Source organism: Marinobacter shunpengi (genome assembly GCF_045449695.1).
Classification (GTDB): domain Bacteria; phylum Pseudomonadota; class Gammaproteobacteria; order Pseudomonadales; family Oleiphilaceae; genus Marinobacter.
Map to the genome: position 1 here is coordinate 147,420 of NZ_JBJJKZ010000013.1, position 17,587 is coordinate 165,006.

The following is a 17,587-nucleotide window of genomic DNA, read 5'->3' on the forward strand; positions in this document are numbered from 1 at the left end:
GTCCCTGGTGGGCCGGAAAAGAATCAGGTAAATCCGGATCAGGCAGCATCCGGACTGAATAGCTAACTGGAGTGATTTCATGAGCAAGATTATCGGTATCGACCTGGGCACGACCAACTCCTGTGTTGCCATCATGGATGGTGACAAGGTCAAGGTGATCGAGAACGCAGAGGGCGATCGCACCACGCCTTCCATCATCGCGTACACCGACGATGGTGAAACGCTGGTTGGCCAGTCCGCCAAGCGTCAGGCGGTGACCAACCCCCATAACACGCTGTACGCCATCAAGCGTCTGATCGGTCGTCGTTTCGAGGACGATGTGGTTCAGAAGGACATCAAGATGGTGCCCTACACCATCACCAAGGCGGACAATGGCGACGCCTGGGTTGAGGTGAAAGGCGAGAAGATGGCGCCGCCGCAGGTGTCCGCGGAAGTCCTGAAAAAGATGAAGAAGACCGCCGAGGACTACCTGGGCGAGAAGGTAACCGAAGCGGTTATCACCGTACCGGCCTACTTCAACGACAGTCAGCGTCAGGCCACCAAGGACGCTGGTAAAATCGCCGGCCTGGAAGTGAAGCGGATCATCAACGAGCCGACTGCCGCCGCACTGGCCTATGGGATGGACAAACAGAGCGGTGACCGCACCGTGGCTGTCTATGACCTGGGTGGTGGTACCTTTGACCTGTCCATCATCGAGATTGCCGATGTGGATGGTGAGCACCAGTTCGAGGTTCTGGCCACCAACGGCGATACCTTCCTGGGTGGTGAAGACTTCGACCTGAAGATCATCGAGTACCTGGCGGACCAGTTCAAGAAGGACAGCGGCATCGACCTGCGCGGTGACTCCCTGGCCATGCAGCGCCTTAAGGAAGCCGGCGAGAAGGCCAAGATCGAGCTGTCCAGCAGCCAGCAGACCGACGTCAACCTGCCGTACATCACGGCGGATCAGAGCGGTCCCAAGCACATGAACGTCAAGCTGACCCGGGCCAAGCTCGAGGCGCTGGTGGAAGAGCTGGTGGAGCGCAGCCTGGAGCCCTGTAAGGTGGCCCTGAAGGATGCCGGCCTGTCCGCCAACGAGGTTGACGAGGTGATCCTGGTGGGCGGTCAGACCCGTATGCCGATGGTGCAGGAAAAGGTGAAGAACTTCTTCGGCAAGGAAGCCCGCAAAGACGTGAACCCGGATGAAGCGGTTGCCATTGGCGCGGCCATCCAGGGCGCGGTTCTGTCAGGCGACGTGAAGGACGTTCTGCTGCTGGACGTGACCCCGCTGACCCTGGGTATCGAAACCATGGGTGGTGTGGCCACGCCGCTGATCGAGAAGAACACCACGATTCCGACCAAGAAGTCCCAGACGTTCTCCACGGCGGAAGACAACCAGACCGCCGTGACCATTCACGTGGTCCAGGGTGAGCGCAAGCAGGCGACCCAGAATAAGTCCCTGGGACGGTTCGACCTGGCGGATATCCCGCCGGCGCCCCGTGGTGTGCCGCAGATCGAGGTGACCTTCGATATCGACGCCAACGGCATCCTGAATGTGTCCGCCAAGGACAAGGCGACCGGCAAGGAACAGTCCATCGTGATCAAGGCCTCTTCCGGTCTCAACGATGACGAAATCGAGAAGATGGTCAGCGACGCCGAGGCCAATGCCGAGGAAGATCGCAAGTTCGAGGAACTGGTCCAGGCCCGTAACCAGGGCGACGCCATGGTTCACACCGTGCGCAAGACCCTGAACGATGCCGGCGACAAGGTCACCGACAGCGAGAAGGAGAACATCGAGTCAGCCATCAAGGACCTTGAGGAAGCGCTGGAAGGCTCCGACAAGGACGACATCGAAGCCAAGACCCAGAAGCTGACCGAAGTGTCCGGTGAGCTGGCCCAGAAAATGTATGCCGACCAGGGCGAACAGGCCCAGCAGGCCGGCGGCGAAGAGCAGTCCAGCGGCAGCCCCGATGACGCCGTCGACGCTGAGTTCGAGGAAGTCAAGGACGACGACAAGCGCTAAGCGTTTCGTTCGGTCCGGCAAGAACGCGGGGGTGATCGCCCCCGCGTTTTCTGCGTTAGAGAATGGCGGGTTTCCGGATACCCGGGCCCGAATTTGATTAGCACAGACAGGTTTTTCAACAAGGTTTTCCAGAATGGCCAAACGTGACTACTACGACGTTCTCGGGGTATCCCGGGATACGGACGAGAAGGAGATCAAGCGAGCCTACCGCAAGCTCGCCATGAAGTACCATCCGGACCGTAACCCGGACGACGCCGAAGCCGAGGCGAAGTTCAAGGAGGCCACGGAAGCCTACGACGTGCTGATGGATGCCAACAAGCGCGCCGCCTACGACCAGTTCGGCCATGCCGGAGTGGATGGCCAGGCCGGAGGCGGCGGCTTTGGCGGCGGTGGTGCCAGTTTCTCCGACATCTTCGGGGATGTGTTCGGTGATATCTTTGGTGGCGGCGGCCGGGGCCGCAGCAACCGGGGGGCCGACCTGCGCTATACCCTGGAGCTTGACCTGGAGGAGGCTGTTCACGGCACCACGGTGAAGATTCGCGTGCCTGGCCATGTGGAATGCGACCTGTGCGAGGGCAGCGGTGCCGCCAAGGGCTCCAGGCCGGAAACCTGTGGCACCTGTAAGGGCATGGGGCAGGTTCGCATGCAGCAGGGCTTTTTCACGGTCCAGCAGGCGTGTCCCACCTGTCGCGGTAACGGCAAGGTGATCAAGGATCCGTGCAGCAAGTGTCATGGTGCCGGGCGCCTCCAGGAAGAGAAGACCCTGTCCGTCAAGGTTCCTCCAGGTGTTGATACCGGCGATCGGATCCGCTTGTCCGGAGAAGGTGAGATGGGCGTTGATGGCGCACCGGCAGGCGACCTGTACGTGCAGATCGCGGTCCGTGAACATTCCATCTTCACCCGGGACGGTCGTAACCTCTATTGCGAGGTGCCCATCAGTATCGTGGACGCCGCCCTCGGCGGTGAGCTGGAAGTGCCGACACTCGATGGCCGCGTGAAACTGAAAATTCCCCCGGAGACCCAGACCGGCAAGCTGTTCCGCTTGCGGAACAAGGGCGTTTCTCCGGTCCGTGGCGGTCCTGCGGGTGATTTGCTGTGCCGGGTCATGGTGGAAACGCCGGTCAATCTGACCAAAAAGCAGAAGGATCTGATGGAGCAGTTCCAGGAAACCCTGGACGGCAACAACGGTAACAATCACGCGCCCCGGAAAACCTCCTGGTTTGAGGGTGTGAAGAGCTTCTTCGACGAAATGAAATTCTGAGGTCTGCCATGACAAGGATTGCGGTAACCGGCGCGGCCGGTCGAATGGGCAAGGTGCTGATCGAAGCCATCGATGAGGCGGATGATCTGTCCCTGGGTGCCGCCATCGTCCATCCGGAAAGCTCGCTGGTGGGCGCGGATGCCGGTGAAATGGCCGGCATTGGCAAGAATGGCGTGGCACTGGCCGGAAGCATCGCCGATGTGAAGGATGCCTTTGACGTCCTGATCGATTTCACCTTCCCGGACCTGACACTGGAGAACCTGGAGTTCTGCAGCCAGAACGGCAAGGCGGTGATTATCGGCACCACCGGCATGACGGATGCGGAGAAGGAGCAGGTCAAGGTGGCGGCTGACCGGGTGCCCGTGGTCTTTGCGCCCAACATGAGCGTGGGTATCAATGTGGTGCTAAACCTGCTTCAGACGGCCGCGTCCGTTCTGGGTGACGACTACGATGTCGAGATCATCGAGACTCATCACCGCCACAAGAAGGATGCTCCCTCTGGTACTGCCCTGCGTCTGGGTGAGGCCGTGGCTGACGCCCTCGGGCGGGATCTGAAGGAGTGTGCTGTCTACGGCCGCGAAGGGTTCACCGGCGAGCGCCCCCAGAGGGAGATTGGTTTCGAGACCATCCGGGCCGGGGATGTGGTGGGCGACCACACCGTGCTGTTTGCCACCATGGGTGAGCGCATCGAGATTACCCACAAGGCCAGCAGCCGCATGACGTTTGCCAAGGGCGCCATTCGTGCAGCCCACTGGCTACAGGGCAGGCCCGCCGGTCTGTACGATATGCAGGATGTGCTGTCCCTGAAAGACTGAGCTTCTGATGGACACAGATCGTCATATTTCCTACAATAAGGCGATTTAACTGCACCAAGCGTAGCCTGAAGACAAAGCCCGCCCGGAAGTCCGGATGATTTCCGAGGGCGGATACAAGAGCGGGACGGGGCAACACCCCCTCTCGCTTTTTTGCGACCTGAATTTGCGCTTGCGTTCCCGTTTGCCCAAACGAACCCGATTGAGGATACACGCCTTGAGTACACCAGCCATCCTTGCACTCGCAGACGGAAGCCTGTTTCACGGAGTCGCCATCGGCGCCGACGGCGAAACCAGTGGTGAGGTGGTTTTCAACACCGCCATGACCGGCTACCAGGAGATCCTCACGGACCCGTCCTACGCCCGTCAGATAGTGACCCTGACCTATCCTCATATTGGTAATACCGGCATCAATGACGAGGATGTGGAATCCGACGACCTCCACGCTGCGGGTCTGATTATCCGCGACCTGCCGCTGCTGGCCAGCAACTGGCGCAGCCAGAAGACACTGTCCGACTACCTGAAGGAAAACAACCGCATCGGCATCGCCGGCATCGATACCCGGCGCCTGACCCGGATCCTGCGGGACAAAGGCTCTCAGGATGGTGCCATTGTGGCGGGCGAAGGTGTGACAGCCGAGCGTGCCCTGGAGCTGGCCAAGGCCTTCCCGGGGCTCAAGGGCATGGACCTCGCCAAGGAAGTGTGCCGCAAGGATACCCGGACCTGGGACGAAACCGAATGGGTACTGGGTGAGGGCTATGGCAAGCGCACTGAAAGCCGTTTCAAGGTCGTCGCCTGGGACTATGGTGTGAAGAAGAACATCCTGCGTATGCTGGCCAGCCGTGGCTGTGACCTGACCATCGTGCCGGCCCAGACCCCCGCGTCGGAAGTGCTGGCCATGAAACCGGACGGGGTGTTCCTCTCCAATGGCCCCGGCGATCCTGAGCCTTGCGACTATGCCATCAAGGCGATTGGCGAGGTGCTGGAAACTGATGTTCCGGTCTTCGGCATCTGTCTGGGACACCAGTTGCTGGCCCTGGCCAGTGGCGCCAAGTCCGTGAAGATGGGCCATGGCCATCACGGTGCCAACCACCCGGTACAGAGCCTCAGGGATGGTACGGTGATGATCACCAGCCAGAACCACGGGTTCGCGGTGGACGAGACCACGCTGCCCGACAACGTCGAGGCGACCCATAAGTCCCTGTTCGACGGCACGCTCCAGGGCATCCGACGCACGGACAAGCCGGCGTTCAGCTTCCAGGGACACCCGGAAGCCAGCCCGGGGCCCCACGATATGGCTCCGTTGTTTGACGAGTTTATCCGGCTGATGGAAGCACGGTCCGCGTAAGCGGACGCCCGACACAGCGTTGCCGAAAGGCCCTACGAATCTGAATTTTGCTGACAGGTTGACTGAGAAATGCCAAAGCGGACCGACATCAAGAGCATCCTGATCCTGGGCGCTGGCCCCATTGTGATTGGCCAGGCGTGTGAGTTTGACTATTCCGGCGCACAGGCCTGCAAGGCCCTGCGGGAAGAGGGGTACCGGGTGATCCTGGTGAACTCCAATCCCGCCACCATCATGACCGACCCGGCCATGGCGGATGCCACCTACATCGAGCCCATCACCTGGCGCACGGTCGAGAAGATCATTGAGAAAGAGCAACCGGACGCCCTGCTGCCCACCATGGGTGGCCAGACGGCCCTGAACTGCGCCCTGGATCTGGAAAAACACGGTATCCTGGACAAGCATGGCGTCGAGATGATCGGTGCCAATGCCGACACTATCGACAAGGCCGAGGACCGCGACCGCTTCGACAAGGCGATGAAGAAAATCGGCCTGGAGTGCCCCAAGGCGACCATCGCCCATTCCATGGCAGAAGCGTGGCAGGTAGCTGATGACATCGGTTTCCCCTGTATTATCCGCCCATCCTTCACCATGGGTGGCTCCGGCGGTGGCATCGCCTATAACCGGGAGGAGTTCGAGGAAATCTGCACCCGGGGGCTGGATCTGTCCCCCACCAACGAACTGCTGATCGACGAGTCCCTGATCGGCTGGAAGGAATACGAGATGGAAGTCGTTCGCGACAGGAACGACAACTGCATCATCGTCTGTGCCATCGAGAACTTCGACGCCATGGGCGTGCACACCGGTGACTCCATCACCGTGGCCCCGGCCCAGACCCTCACCGACAAGGAATACCAGATCATGCGGAACGCCTCGCTGGCGGTGCTGCGTGAGATCGGTGTGGAAACCGGTGGTTCCAACGTGCAGTTCGGTGTCAACCCGGATAACGGGCGCATGGTGGTCATCGAGATGAATCCCCGGGTGTCCCGCTCCTCGGCTCTGGCCTCCAAGGCCACCGGTTTCCCCATCGCCAAGGTGGCTGCGAAACTGGCCGTTGGTTACACCCTGGACGAGCTGCAGAACGACATCACCGGCGGCATAACGCCGGCGTCTTTCGAGCCGAGTATCGACTATGTGGTCACCAAGATTCCCCGCTTCACCTTCGAGAAGTTCCCCCAGGCGGACGCTCGCCTGACCACCCAGATGAAGTCGGTGGGTGAGGTGATGGCCATCGGCCGCACCTTCCAGGAGTCCATGCAGAAAGCCCTCCGCGGCCTGGAAGTGGGCTCGGAAGGGTTCGAGGAAAAGGTGGACCTGGATAGCACCAGCGGTCGCGAAACGCTGATCAAGGAGTTGAATGTGCCGGGTGCGGAGCGTATCTGGTACATCGGCGAGGCTTTCCGTGCCGGTATGACGGTTGACGAAGTCTTCCGTCACACGAAAGTGGATCCCTGGTACCTGGTGCAGATTGAAGACCTCATCCTGGAAGAGGCATCGCTGAAAACGGCCGGCACCTCCGACATCGATCGGGATACCCTGTTCCGCCTGAAGCGCAAGGGCTTCTCCGATGGCCGGCTGGCGAAACTGCTTGGTATCTCCGAGGTGTCGCTGCGCAAGCTGCGCCATGAACTGGACGTACGCCCGGTGTACAAGCGGGTGGACACCTGTGCCGCCGAGTTTGCCTCCTCCACCGCCTACATGTACTCCACCTATGAGGAGGAGTGCGAGGCAGACATATCCGACCGGGAAAAAATCGTGGTCATCGGTGGTGGCCCCAACCGTATCGGCCAGGGTATCGAGTTCGATTACTGCTGTGTCCATGCCGCCCTGGCGATGCGCGAGGACGGTTATGAAACCATCATGATCAACTGCAACCCGGAGACCGTCTCCACCGACTACGACACCAGTGACCGGCTCTATTTTGAGCCCATCACCCTGGAAGACGTGCTGGAGATTGTCTACAAGGAGAAGCCCAAGGGGGTCATCGTCCAGTACGGCGGCCAGACACCGCTGAAGCTGTCCCGTGGCCTTGAGGCTGCCGGTGTGCCCATTATCGGCACCTCGCCGGACGCCATCGACCGTGCCGAGGACCGGGAGCGTTTCCAGCAGATGATCACCCGCCTGGGCCTGAAGCAGCCGGAAAACGCCACGGTGCGCAGCCATGAGGAGGGCATCCTGGTGGCCCGGGAGATTGGCTACCCGCTGGTGGTCCGCCCGTCCTACGTTCTGGGTGGCCGTGCCATGGAGATCGTCTATAACGAGGAAGAGCTGGTGCGCTACATGCGCGACGCCGTGCTGGTCTCCAATGACAGCCCGGTGCTGCTGGACCACTTCCTCAATGCTGCCATCGAGGTGGACATCGACGCCATCTGTGACGGCGAAGACGTGGTGATCGGCGGCATCATGCAGCATATCGAGCAGGCCGGCGTTCACTCGGGCGATTCCGCCTGCTCCCTGCCGCCCTATACCCTGCCGAAAGACGTGCAGGACGAGATGCGCGAGGCGGTCAGGAAAATGGCCCTGGAACTGGATGTCGTGGGCCTGATGAACGTGCAGTTGGCTTGGCAGGACGGCGAGATCTACGTAATCGAGGTGAACCCCCGTGCGTCCCGGACGGTGCCATTCGTCTCCAAGGCGGTGGGCGTCTCCCTGGCCAAGGTGGCCGCCCGTTGCATGGCTGGTCGCAGCCTGAAGGAGCAGGGTTTTACCACTGAAATCGTACCGACCCACTACTCGGTGAAGGAATCCGTCTTCCCGTTCAATAAGTTCCCGGCGGTGGACCCGATCCTCGGGCCGGAAATGAAGTCCACCGGTGAGGTGATGGGCATTGGCGACAGCTTTGACGAAGCCTTCGCCAAGGCGGCCCTGGCCGCCGGGGAGCGGTTGCCGGCCAAGGGCACGGCGTTTATCTCCGTGCGTGAAGTGGACAAGGCCGGTGTGGTCAAGCTGGCCCGTGACCTGGTGGACGCCGGTTTCAGTCTGGTGGCCACCACCGGCACCGCCCGGGTTATCAGTGAGGCCGGGATGGATGTCGAACGGGTCAACAAGGTGGGCGAAGGCCGTCCGCACATTGTTGATGCCATCAAGAATGGCCAGGTGCAACTGATCATCAATACCACGGAGGGGCGCAAGGCCATTGCTGATTCCGCCCAGATTCGCCAGTCGGCCCTCCAGCACAAAGTGACCTATACAACCACGCTGGCAGGGGGCGAAGCCTTCTGCCGCGCGATCAAATTCGGACCCGAGCGGACGGTGCGCCGTCTGCAGGAACTGCATTCAGGAAAGTGACTATGACGACTCGAGTACCCATGACCATCTATGGTGAAGCACGCCTGCGGGAAGAGCTTCAGCAGCTCAAGTCTGTCGAGCGCCCCAAGGTGATCGAGGCCATCGCCGACGCTCGTGAGCACGGCGATCTCAAGGAAAACGCCGAGTACCATGCCGCCCGGGAGCAGCAGGGCTTTATCGAGGGGCGAATCCAGGAGATCGAAAGCAAGCTGGCCGCCGCCCAGGTGATCGATGTCACCACCATTGAGAACACCGGCAAGGTGATTTTCGGCACCACCGTCCACCTGCTCAATGTGGAGACGGACGAACAGGTGGTCTACCAGATCGTTGGCGAGGACGAGGCCGACATCAAGGGGGGCAAGATCTCCATTTCATCTCCCATCGCCCGAGCTCTGGTGGGCAAGAGCGAAGGCGACGTGGTGGCGATCCGTGTGCCTTCCGGTACGGTGGAATACGAAATTGAGGAAGTGGAGCATATCTGAAGCTCCGCCAACGTTGCCGGCGCGCTTTATATGAAGCCCTTCTCCCGTCAGGGGGAAGGGCTTTGTTTATGGAGTGCGGACCCGGATTGGCGATGGCGAAGGCCCTTGGTGTTCAGTTACTCCGGTGCCGGCCCGGCGACAGGGGTTTGACGTTGCCCGAGTCCTGGGGCGGTGGGGTTTCCGCCTTGTCGTGCAGTAGCATGCCGATCTTGCGGTCAATGCCCTCAAGGGCATCGGCAATGCGAGAGAGGGTATTGCCCAGTTCACTGCTGCCGCTCAGCGGTGTTGATGCCGCCGCCGGTGGTTCAAAGTCCGCTGAACTGGTGCTGGTGGGGATGGAAGGTTTCCTGTCCGGATCGGGGGCATCGCCCAACAGATCCTTGCGGATTTCCTTGAGATCACGCCGGTCCAGCACATCCCGCTCATCGGAATAGGCACACATCATCAGTCCGTCACAGAGCTTGTTGATGACCCGTGGGATGCCGGCGCTCATGGTAAAGATATCGTGGATCATGGCTTCGTCGAACAGCGGGGCACCCTTGTGGCCGGCTACCAGCAGGCGATAGTCGATGTACTCGCCGGTTTCCTTCTCGGACAGTCCTTCCAGGTGGAAGAACAGCTTCACCCGTTGGGAAAGCTGCTGGATCTTGTGGATGTGATCCTTGAGTTCCGGCTGGCCCAGGAGGATCACCCGCATGGCGGGACCGCCCAGGCCCTCCAGGCCCGCCAGCATACGGATATCCTCGAGATTTTCCTTGGTCAGGTTCTGGGCTTCGTCCACCGCCAGTACTACCGGCGTCCCGCGATCCGCCATCATCTGCAGGTAGTCCATGATGGCGAACAGCATGGTGACCTTGCTGTCCATTTCGGTCTTGATGCCCGCCTGGTGGATCAGCAGGCGGAAGAAATCGTCGGATTTCAGGTTGGTGTAGGAGACGTGCAACAGTTTCAGGTTGCCGTCCAGGCTGCGGATGGTCTTCTTGAGCAGGGTGGTCTTGCCCGAGCCGATTTCACCACTGATAACCACAAACCCTTCCGGACTCCAGATAGCGGAGTTCATGTACACGAACGCCCGGGAGTGCTGCTGGCTCATATAGACAAAATCATCTTCCGGGGTCATCCGGAAGGGGTGTCGGCGTAATCCGAAGTGTTCCAGGTACATGTTGGTCGTCCGTCGTGGTCAGGCCAGGCGAATCATCTCGTTCTGGTGAAGCTTGATTCGATCCGGCTTATATTCCTCGTAGCTCTGACTTACCGTGCCAAAGCGAAAGTCCCCCAGCAAGCGTTCCAGTCGACCGTAACATTTATCCAGGTTGGTGTAGTGACGAAAACGGGAGAACCAGCTGGCATTGTCATACCTGGGCTGATCCGGGTCGATTTCCCACGGGTGCAGGTAAAACATCTGTGGTTGGGTGTCCCCGGCGCTGGCCATTCGGAACAGGTGCCGGAACAGCGGGTAGGGGAACTGCCGGAAATAGCCTCCCCCCGCAGCCGGAATGCTCATGCGGAATAGCTTCGCCGTGGCCAGCGGAAACTCCCGCAAGGCGGTGCCCGTACTGGTCTGGATGGTATACGGCGTCCTGGGAGAATCCGGTATGCCATACCGGTCATGGTGAATGGGGAAAATGCTGGAATCCCAGGTGAAGCCAAGTTCGGCCAGGATGTCCAGGGCCCATAGGGATTCCCGGGTAATGGAGTAGCTGGCTGCCCGGTAACCCGTGACCGGCTGCTGGATGATGTCTTCCAGTATCGCCTTGGATTTGCGGGTTTCCTCGGCGAACACCGCCGGGGTCTGGTTGTAGACCAGTTGGTGGCTGTAACCGTGGGAGGCTATTTCGTGCCCGTGGTCGGCCAGCTTGCGGATCAGGGCCGGATAGCGTTCGGCTACCCACCCCAGCACGAAGAAGGTGCACTTGACCTGGCGACGGTCGAACAGCTCCAGCAGTCGCTCCGTGTTCTGTTCCACGCGGGACGGGAGTGTTTCCCAGTCTTTGGGGGCAATCACACCGGACAGGGCGGCAACGTGAAAGTAGTCCTCCACATCAACACTCAGCGCATGCAGTGTCCTTGCGCGGTGACCGTCCTCGCGGGCGGTCGATTGAACTGGTTCCGTCATAGGAGGCTCCGTTCTCCGTCTCCCTACAAACCACAACGGGATCTGTCCAGACCCCGAATCCGTTCAAATAGTAGCCTTAACGGACCCACTTGTCATCGCCATTCGGGGCCGACTTCCGAACATTGTCGCATGACAACGTAAATAGTTGTAAAATTCCGTTACAGATTGATACATGGCACCTTGAGATTGTCATATGTCGGGCGCAAAATGAACTTCAGGAAATAAAGCTCTCACGCGTCGTCTGACAGATTCGGTTAGCTGCGGGCTGACCTGGTACCGTCTCACTTCTTGACAGTGCCGGCCCATCGAGTTTTATAGAGACGACAAGGATGTTTGGTGTGTCCTATATACGCATCAGAAAACATTACCTGCATCTTCCATACCTGGTGCTTGGCGCCCTGGAATTTGCGGTACTTTTCGGAACGTTGTACCTGCTGGGGTTCGTGCTGGACCAGTTGGGCGGATATGGTTCGGGGTTTGACACCGGTGCGGGTTCCGCCCTGCTGTTTGCCCTCGTCATGAGCTGCGGCACCCTGGCCATGGGCGTGTATTTCGCCATGGTACGGGAAGGTTTTGCCTCCATGTTCTTCCGCACCCTGGTGGCCTTCTGTTTCCTGGGCGGGCTTGCCCTCACGATTCTCTATATGGTCCTGCCCAATGTCAGCCCCGGCAGTGACAAGCTTTTCCTGGCCGTATTGCTGGCGATCCTGCTGGTCACTGTGATCCGGCAGCTTTTCCTCAAGGTTGTGGATTCCGACCAACTGGCCCGGCGTGTGGTGATCTATGGCGGTGGCGAGTTCGCCGAGTCGCTGATGACGGATTACCAGACCAACCTGAAGGCCTCGGGTATCCGTATTATGGGGTGCATCCCCGACTCCGCCGACCCCAGGGTTGACCGCCGTCACCATCTGCCTGCGCCCACGGATTTCTTTGAATTCTGCCAGCAGAACAGGATCTCGGAGATCGTCATTGCCCAGCAGGAGCGCCGCCGTAATGAGGGAGGGCAGCTTCCGGTGGAGTCATTGATGGAGTGCAAGCTTCGTGGCGTCGAGGTGACCGACGCCGTGGCCTTTTACGAGCGTGAGCTGAAAAAGGCCCGGCTGGAGCTGGTTCATCCATCCTGGATCCTGTTTTCCGACGGTTTCAAGGCCTCCAAGTCACGGGATATGACCAAAAGGGTGGTGGACCTGGTTATCAGTCTTTTGCTCACCGTGGTGCTGGCGCCATTCATGGTATTGACCGCCCTGGCCGTCGTGCTGGAAAGTGGACGACCTATCCTCTATAGCCAGAACCGTGTCGGCGCACGGGGCAGAACCTTCCGGATCTACAAGTTCCGCAGCATGCGCCAGGACGCGGAAAAGGACGGCAAGGCCCGCTGGGCTTCCCAGAACGACAGTCGTGTGACCCGGGTCGGCGCCTTCATTCGCAATACGCGGCTGGACGAGCTGCCCCAGTTGTGGAACGTGATCAAGGGGGAGATGAGTTTCGTCGGCCCCCGTCCGGAGAGGCCGGAATTTGTCGAACAGTTAAAGGAGCAGGTGCCATTCTATAACACCCGGCATTACGTGAAGCCGGGACTTATGGGGTGGGCCCAGCTGAATTACCCCTACGGCGCATCCATTGAGGACGCCCGGGGAAAGCTGGAATACGACCTGTATTACTCGAAGAACCACAGCATCGTGATGGATTTCCTGATCATGATCCAGACCGTTGAAGTGGTGTTACTGGGCAAAGGGGTGCGATAAACGATATGGATACCAAGCGGATAACAGCGCTGCAGACGGCCGTCATGGTCATGCTGGCCGGCTTTCTGGCCGCCTGTGCCGGCGTGCCGGAAGGTGGTAATAACCCTAGCCCGCCCGTGACGGCCACGGAGCCGGAACCCTACCGCATTGGGGTGGGCGACACCGTGTCGATCCACGTATGGCGGAACCCTGAGCTGACCCAGAGCATTGTGGTCCGGCCTGATGGCCATATCTCCATGCCCCTGATGGGGGATGTGGAAGCCGAGGGGCTGAGGCCGGAGGACCTGGCGGATGAAATCAGCGCGGGGCTGAGCGAAGTCATTCGCAGCCCGGAAGTGACCGTGATGGTCAACAGTCCGGTCAGCGCGGAATACCGCAATCGCGTGCGTATCACCGGCCAGGTGGGGCAGCCGATTTCCGTGGCCTACCGGCAGGGTATGACCGTGCTTGACCTGGTACTGGAAGCCGGCGGTCTGACCCCGTTCGCGGCAGGGGACCGGGCGGTTATGCATCGCCATACCGGCGAAGAGTATGAGAGCTTTGGCCTGGACCTGGAAGCCATCCTGGAAGATGGTGATATGAGAACCAATTACACCATCCAGCCGGGTGACGTGGTCAGTGTCCCACGCAAGACCCTGCTGCGCGGAGAACTCTGATGGACTGGCGGTACATTCTCGATATGATCAACGCGGTCAAGCTGGAGCTTTACCGTTATCGGGTGCTGGCCGCCATCATCTTCATGTGCGTGACGGCCGGGGTCCTGGGACTGGGGTACGTGACGCCCAAAACCTACACCTCCGAGGCGTTGCTGTACGCGGATTCCTCAACGATCCTCGAGCCATTGCTTCGTGGCAGCGCGGAAGTGACCCCCATTGATCGGGTCAACGAGGCCCGTGAAATGCTGCAAAGCCGCTCTTACCTGGAGCAGGTGGCCTTCGACTCCGGGCTGCTTCTTGGCGGTGAAACGGATGTGGAGAAGAACGGTGTTACCGGCCAGCTCCGGGATACCCTCAATATGCGGGTGTCGAACCGCAATTTCCTTGAGCTCAGTTACCGGAGTGGCGATCCGGACCAGTCGTTCCGCGTGCTGAGCGCAGCTCTGAACCGCTTCATCGAGCGCACCTCCAGCAAGAAGCGATCAGAGAGCGAGGGCGCCTATGAGTTTATCGACGCCCAGGTCAAGAGCTACAAGAGGCAATTGGAAGAAGCGGAAGCCCGGTTGAAGGAGTTCCGGGGCAGCAACCAGGATGGAACGCAGTCCAGCGTACAGGCCAGGATCGAAAGTCTCAGAAGTGATATTGAGAATCTCAAGCTGGAAATTCAGCAGAGTGAACAGGAAGTTGAACTGACCACTTCCCAGCTTCAGGAAGAGCGGCCATACCGGTCGGTCAGTACCGGTGGCGGGTTATCGGAAGTGGACCGGAAGATTGCCCAGCTTGAGCAGTCGCTATCCGACCTGAGGCTCAAATACCACGACACCCATCCGGACGTTTCCTCCGTGCTTGGACAGCTTGAGGATTTGCGGGCCCGTAAGGCAAGGGGCGATGTCGGTCAACGGAGTGTGGGATCCAGCGAGGTTATCGAGAACCCGGTTTACGAACAGTTACGCCTGAAACTGACCGACGCCCAGACAGACCTTGAGGTTCAGCGCAAGCGACTTACATCCCTGGAGAATCTCCTGGAAGAAGCCTTTGAGCGGGCCGAACGTGTGGCGGCCAATCAGGCGGAACTGTCCGAACTGACCCGTGACTACGATGTAACGAAAGGCGTGTATGAGGACATGTTGCAGCGCCGCGAAAAAGCCCGTCTGTCCATGACGCTGGATGTGCAAGGGCAGGGTGTGAGTTATCGTATTCAGGAGCCCGCCTCCTATCCCACCCACTGGGATGGATTGCAGTTGTACGAGGTTGGCATGGCGGGCCCGTTCCTGGGCGGAACCATGGTTCTGGGGCTGTTGGTGGCCCTGGTCATGTTCGATAACCGGGTCCGTTCCAGCCGGACGTTGCTGACGCAGCTTCCGGAAGACATCCCCGTGCTGGCTTCCGTTCCGCATTACTCGAGTACCTGGAAGGAACGTTTGCTTCGCAAGGATGTGATATTCATCGTCGGTATCCTGGTGGTGTTCATGGGCGTGTACCTGGCCATAATGGTATTCAGCATCCTCGGTGTGACGCCGGCACAGATCATGGACACGATTACCGGGTCCGGCACCGGTCAGGGCGGTTAGAATTCATGGACAACAATAAGCTCTACAATGCTCTGCTGAAAACCCAGGAACGTCATCGTGCGGAACGGGCTGCTCAGGCGGCAGAGATGGATGAGGTTTCCGAAGACTCCGGACAGGAAAGTGCGGAGAACAACACCTCGTCGGAGCCGGCCTATATCAGGCACGGCCGGTCCGAGGACCCCGCGCGGGCGGAGCGACCTTTTGCCGAGCCCGGCCCCAACTGGACCCTGGTGGAGGAAAGGCGGGAACGGCGCGCGCCGTCGGTCTATGACTCGTCAGTATCCCTGGACCTGATCGACAATCCACGCCCCTGGAGCCTGGACGATCTCAGGGAGCGCAAGATTATCTACCCCGGTATGGCCAACAAGGCCATACTGGATGCGTTCCGCGAGATTCGTATCAAACTGCGTGACAGGGCTGGCGCCGTCAACTTTTCGGTGCTGATCTCGTCCCTGGGAAAGAATGACAATTCGGTACTGACTGCGTTTAACCTGGCGGCCACGTTTGCCATGGATGCCCAGAGTTCCGCGCTGCTGGTGGACTGCAATCCCTGGGACAGTGATCTTGGGCATCTTGTTTCCTCCCCCATGAACCTGGGCGTCACGGATTTCGTGGCTGACAAATCCCTTAAGGTGAAGGACATCATTTACCCAAGTGGTGTGGATCGTCTCAGTGTGGTGCCCGCCGGCACCCAGTCCGCTTCCGCCGTCGAACTGTTCTCCGCCGTCAGGATGCGTGACCTGATGGGGGAACTGAGAAGCCGTTACCCGGATCGTTTCCTGATCATCAATGCGCCACCACTCAAGGCCAGCACCGAGGCCCACATCCTGGTGCGGTATGCGAACCAGGTGGTGCTTGGCGTTCCTTTCGGCGAGGTTACCCCGGACGACATTGTCAGCTCTGTTGAAACTCTCGGGTCAGAGAAATTTTCCGGCCTGGTTTTCCAGCAATGAGGTATGGCATGGAGCGCGCTTTCCGCAAGCTGTGGCCCGAAGGCCATGTTGTGGCGACACTGGTGTTGCTGATGGGGCAGGCTTCGGTGTCCTACGCTGCGGAAGACGGTCTGCCCGAGAGTCGCTACACCGCGACGACCACTCTGTTCTCGGATCTCACCCACACCAGATACGAAAATGATAGCGACACCCGTGCCGGGGCCGGGATCAGTGGCGATGTCGGCGCGGAGTTTTCGTCGGGACCGCACAGCTTGATTGGCCGTTACGGTGCGAGCCTCGAAACGGAACGCAGTAGTCTCGGCAGGAGTGACGACGACAATTTCTGGCTGCGTGGCTCATCAAGTTACAACTACTTCGAACCCGGCAGCCGTTTCGACTTCAATGCCGGCCATACCATACGCTCCGTGCGTAATGACACCGGTTTTGCCGTGGATAACTTTGACTACGATACCCAGAATGCGGTCAGCGCCGGTGCCGGTGTCAATTTCTATCCCGGTGACCTGACCACCTTCCGGGTGTCTGGCCAGGGTGGCAAAACCTGGGAAGAAGGGGACGTGCCAGACGGGGAGTCCGTCAGTGCGAACGCCACCCTGACCCGCCAGGTGTCGGAGCTGAGCTCCGTTTTTCTCATGGCCACGAGGGCATGGGAGGAACAGGAAGACACCAATGATATCACCCTTGACTCCGTGTCTGTCGGTCTGCAATCGCTGCTGGAGGATGGGTCGTTTAACCTGTCTGTGGGCCTTTCCCGGGCCGAAAGCAATGGTTTTGAGAACGAGGCGATTATCGGGTCCCTTGCGCGCGTCTGGTCAACGGACCTCACCAGTACCCGTTTCAGTTACGACCGCACCCAGAGCAGTACCCTGCTGGACCTGGCCCTGGGCCCCATCGCCGGACCGGGCTTTGAGGATGAATTCTCCATCCGTTACCAGGGCGTTACGGTTCGGGATCAGGTGACCTTCGCCCACAGTTCCAGTCGGTTTTGCGACCTTTGCACGGTCAGGGTGATCGCCCAGGCGGCACAGGAGGAAGAGGTTGCCACCAGCGATGAGACCTGGCAGTACCTTGCCGGGCTGGGAGTGGGCTTCGAGGTGGCTGAGTTGAAAACGCTGGACTTCGACTATCGCTGGCAGGCGGACGCCCTGGAGGAGCGGGGAGAGATTGATGACGCACTCCACCGGTTCAGTGTGACCTATCGGCACCAGTTGACCGAGCTGGCCACCTGGGGAACCTCGTTTGAAACCGCGGTTACCCGGGGGTTCACGGATGAGGAAGAGTACCGGGCAAAGGTCTTTGTCACGCTCGGCTGGGACGGCATGGAATCGGCGTGGTAGCCAGACAGGCATCATTGCAGGA

13 protein-coding genes are annotated in these 17,587 nt (G+C 59.8%); 11 read left to right on the forward strand and 2 right to left on the reverse strand.

The window, feature by feature from the left end; all coding sequences use genetic code 11:
- The first annotated feature begins 79 nt into the window (after positions 1-79).
- From dnaK to greA, 6 genes are all read left to right on the forward strand, one after another.
- On the forward strand, positions 80-2,002 hold the full coding sequence (gene dnaK / locus ACJO2E_RS09965; protein ID WP_406963722.1) for a molecular chaperone DnaK: 1,923 nt from the start codon (positions 80-82) through the stop codon (positions 2,000-2,002).
- Positions 2,003-2,135: 133 nt separating this feature from the next.
- On the forward strand, positions 2,136-3,263 hold the full coding sequence (gene dnaJ, locus ACJO2E_RS09970; protein WP_406963723.1) for a molecular chaperone DnaJ: 1,128 nt from the start codon (positions 2,136-2,138) through the stop codon (positions 3,261-3,263).
- A gap of 8 nt (positions 3,264-3,271) precedes the next feature.
- A complete protein-coding gene (dapB, locus tag ACJO2E_RS09975; protein ID WP_406963724.1) occupies positions 3,272-4,078 on the forward strand; it encodes a 4-hydroxy-tetrahydrodipicolinate reductase in 807 nt (268 codons plus the stop codon).
- A 214-nt stretch (positions 4,079-4,292) separates the two neighbouring features.
- A complete protein-coding gene (gene carA / locus ACJO2E_RS09980; RefSeq protein ID WP_406963725.1) occupies positions 4,293-5,423 on the forward strand; it encodes a glutamine-hydrolyzing carbamoyl-phosphate synthase small subunit in 1,131 nt (376 codons plus the stop codon).
- A 69-nt stretch (positions 5,424-5,492) separates the two neighbouring features.
- Positions 5,493-8,708, forward strand: coding sequence for a carbamoyl-phosphate synthase large subunit (gene carB, locus ACJO2E_RS09985; protein ID WP_406963726.1), 3,216 nt, complete (start codon positions 5,493-5,495; stop codon positions 8,706-8,708).
- Between the two features lie 2 nt (positions 8,709-8,710).
- On the forward strand, positions 8,711-9,190 hold the full coding sequence (gene greA, locus ACJO2E_RS09990) for a transcription elongation factor GreA (protein WP_406963727.1): 480 nt from the start codon (positions 8,711-8,713) through the stop codon (positions 9,188-9,190).
- 112 nt (positions 9,191-9,302) lie between these two features.
- On the opposite strand, the gene ACJO2E_RS09995 is transcribed toward greA, so the two are convergent.
- On the reverse strand, positions 9,303-10,352 hold the full coding sequence (locus tag ACJO2E_RS09995; protein WP_406963728.1) for an ExeA family protein: 1,050 nt from the start codon (positions 10,350-10,352) through the stop codon (positions 9,303-9,305).
- A gap of 18 nt (positions 10,353-10,370) precedes the next feature.
- Positions 10,371-11,306 carry an XrtA system polysaccharide deacetylase gene (locus tag ACJO2E_RS10000; protein ID WP_406963729.1) on the reverse strand — a complete coding sequence of 312 codons (936 nt, stop codon included), beginning with the start codon at positions 11,304-11,306 and terminating at the stop codon, positions 10,371-10,373.
- Between the two features lie 329 nt (positions 11,307-11,635).
- Here ACJO2E_RS10000 and ACJO2E_RS10005 point away from each other — a divergent pair, with 329 nt between their 5' ends.
- From ACJO2E_RS10005 to ACJO2E_RS10025, 5 genes are read left to right on the forward strand one after another with little or no spacing between them, the layout of a single operon-like run.
- The gene (locus ACJO2E_RS10005; RefSeq protein ID WP_406963730.1) at positions 11,636-13,051 is read left to right on the forward strand and encodes a TIGR03013 family XrtA/PEP-CTERM system glycosyltransferase; all 1,416 of its coding nucleotides are present in this window, start codon (positions 11,636-11,638) and stop codon (positions 13,049-13,051) included.
- Positions 13,052-13,056: 5 nt separating this feature from the next.
- Positions 13,057-13,707, forward strand: coding sequence for an XrtA/PEP-CTERM system exopolysaccharide export protein (locus ACJO2E_RS10010; RefSeq protein ID WP_406963731.1), 651 nt, complete (start codon positions 13,057-13,059; stop codon positions 13,705-13,707).
- Entirely contained in the window at positions 13,707-15,278 is a 1,572-nt protein-coding gene (locus ACJO2E_RS10015; RefSeq protein ID WP_406963732.1) for an XrtA system polysaccharide chain length determinant, read from the forward strand. The genes ACJO2E_RS10010 and ACJO2E_RS10015 overlap by 1 nt, the downstream gene beginning before the upstream one ends.
- A gap of 5 nt (positions 15,279-15,283) precedes the next feature.
- Entirely contained in the window at positions 15,284-16,231 is a 948-nt protein-coding gene (locus ACJO2E_RS10020; protein ID WP_406963733.1) for a P-loop NTPase family protein, read from the forward strand.
- Between the two features lie 8 nt (positions 16,232-16,239).
- On the forward strand, positions 16,240-17,565 hold the full coding sequence (locus tag ACJO2E_RS10025) for a hypothetical protein (RefSeq protein ID WP_406963734.1): 1,326 nt from the start codon (positions 16,240-16,242) through the stop codon (positions 17,563-17,565).
- Positions 17,566-17,587: the final 22 nt, after the last annotated feature.

Excerpts from the sequence above, each read along its gene's own strand:
- dnaK (WP_406963722.1), top strand. The coding sequence starts at position 80 with ATGAGCAAGATTATCGGTATCGACCTGGGCACGACCAACTCCTGTGTT.
- dnaJ (WP_406963723.1), top strand. The coding sequence starts at position 2,136 with ATGGCCAAACGTGACTACTACGACGTTCTCGGGGTATCCCGGGATACG.
- dapB (WP_406963724.1), top strand. The coding sequence starts at position 3,272 with ATGACAAGGATTGCGGTAACCGGCGCGGCCGGTCGAATGGGCAAGGTG.
- carB (WP_406963726.1), top strand. The coding sequence starts at position 5,493 with ATGCCAAAGCGGACCGACATCAAGAGCATCCTGATCCTGGGCGCTGGC.
- greA (WP_406963727.1), top strand. The coding sequence starts at position 8,711 with ATGACGACTCGAGTACCCATGACCATCTATGGTGAAGCACGCCTGCGG.
- ACJO2E_RS09995 (WP_406963728.1), bottom strand. The coding sequence starts at position 10,352 with ATGTACCTGGAACACTTCGGATTACGCCGACACCCCTTCCGGATGACC.
- ACJO2E_RS10000 (WP_406963729.1), bottom strand. The coding sequence starts at position 11,306 with ATGACGGAACCAGTTCAATCGACCGCCCGCGAGGACGGTCACCGCGCA.
- ACJO2E_RS10005 (WP_406963730.1), top strand. The coding sequence starts at position 11,636 with ATGTTTGGTGTGTCCTATATACGCATCAGAAAACATTACCTGCATCTT.
- ACJO2E_RS10010 (WP_406963731.1), top strand. The coding sequence starts at position 13,057 with ATGGATACCAAGCGGATAACAGCGCTGCAGACGGCCGTCATGGTCATG.
- ACJO2E_RS10015 (WP_406963732.1), top strand. The coding sequence starts at position 13,707 with ATGGACTGGCGGTACATTCTCGATATGATCAACGCGGTCAAGCTGGAG.
- ACJO2E_RS10020 (WP_406963733.1), top strand. The coding sequence starts at position 15,284 with ATGGACAACAATAAGCTCTACAATGCTCTGCTGAAAACCCAGGAACGT.
- ACJO2E_RS10025 (WP_406963734.1), top strand. The coding sequence starts at position 16,240 with ATGGAGCGCGCTTTCCGCAAGCTGTGGCCCGAAGGCCATGTTGTGGCG.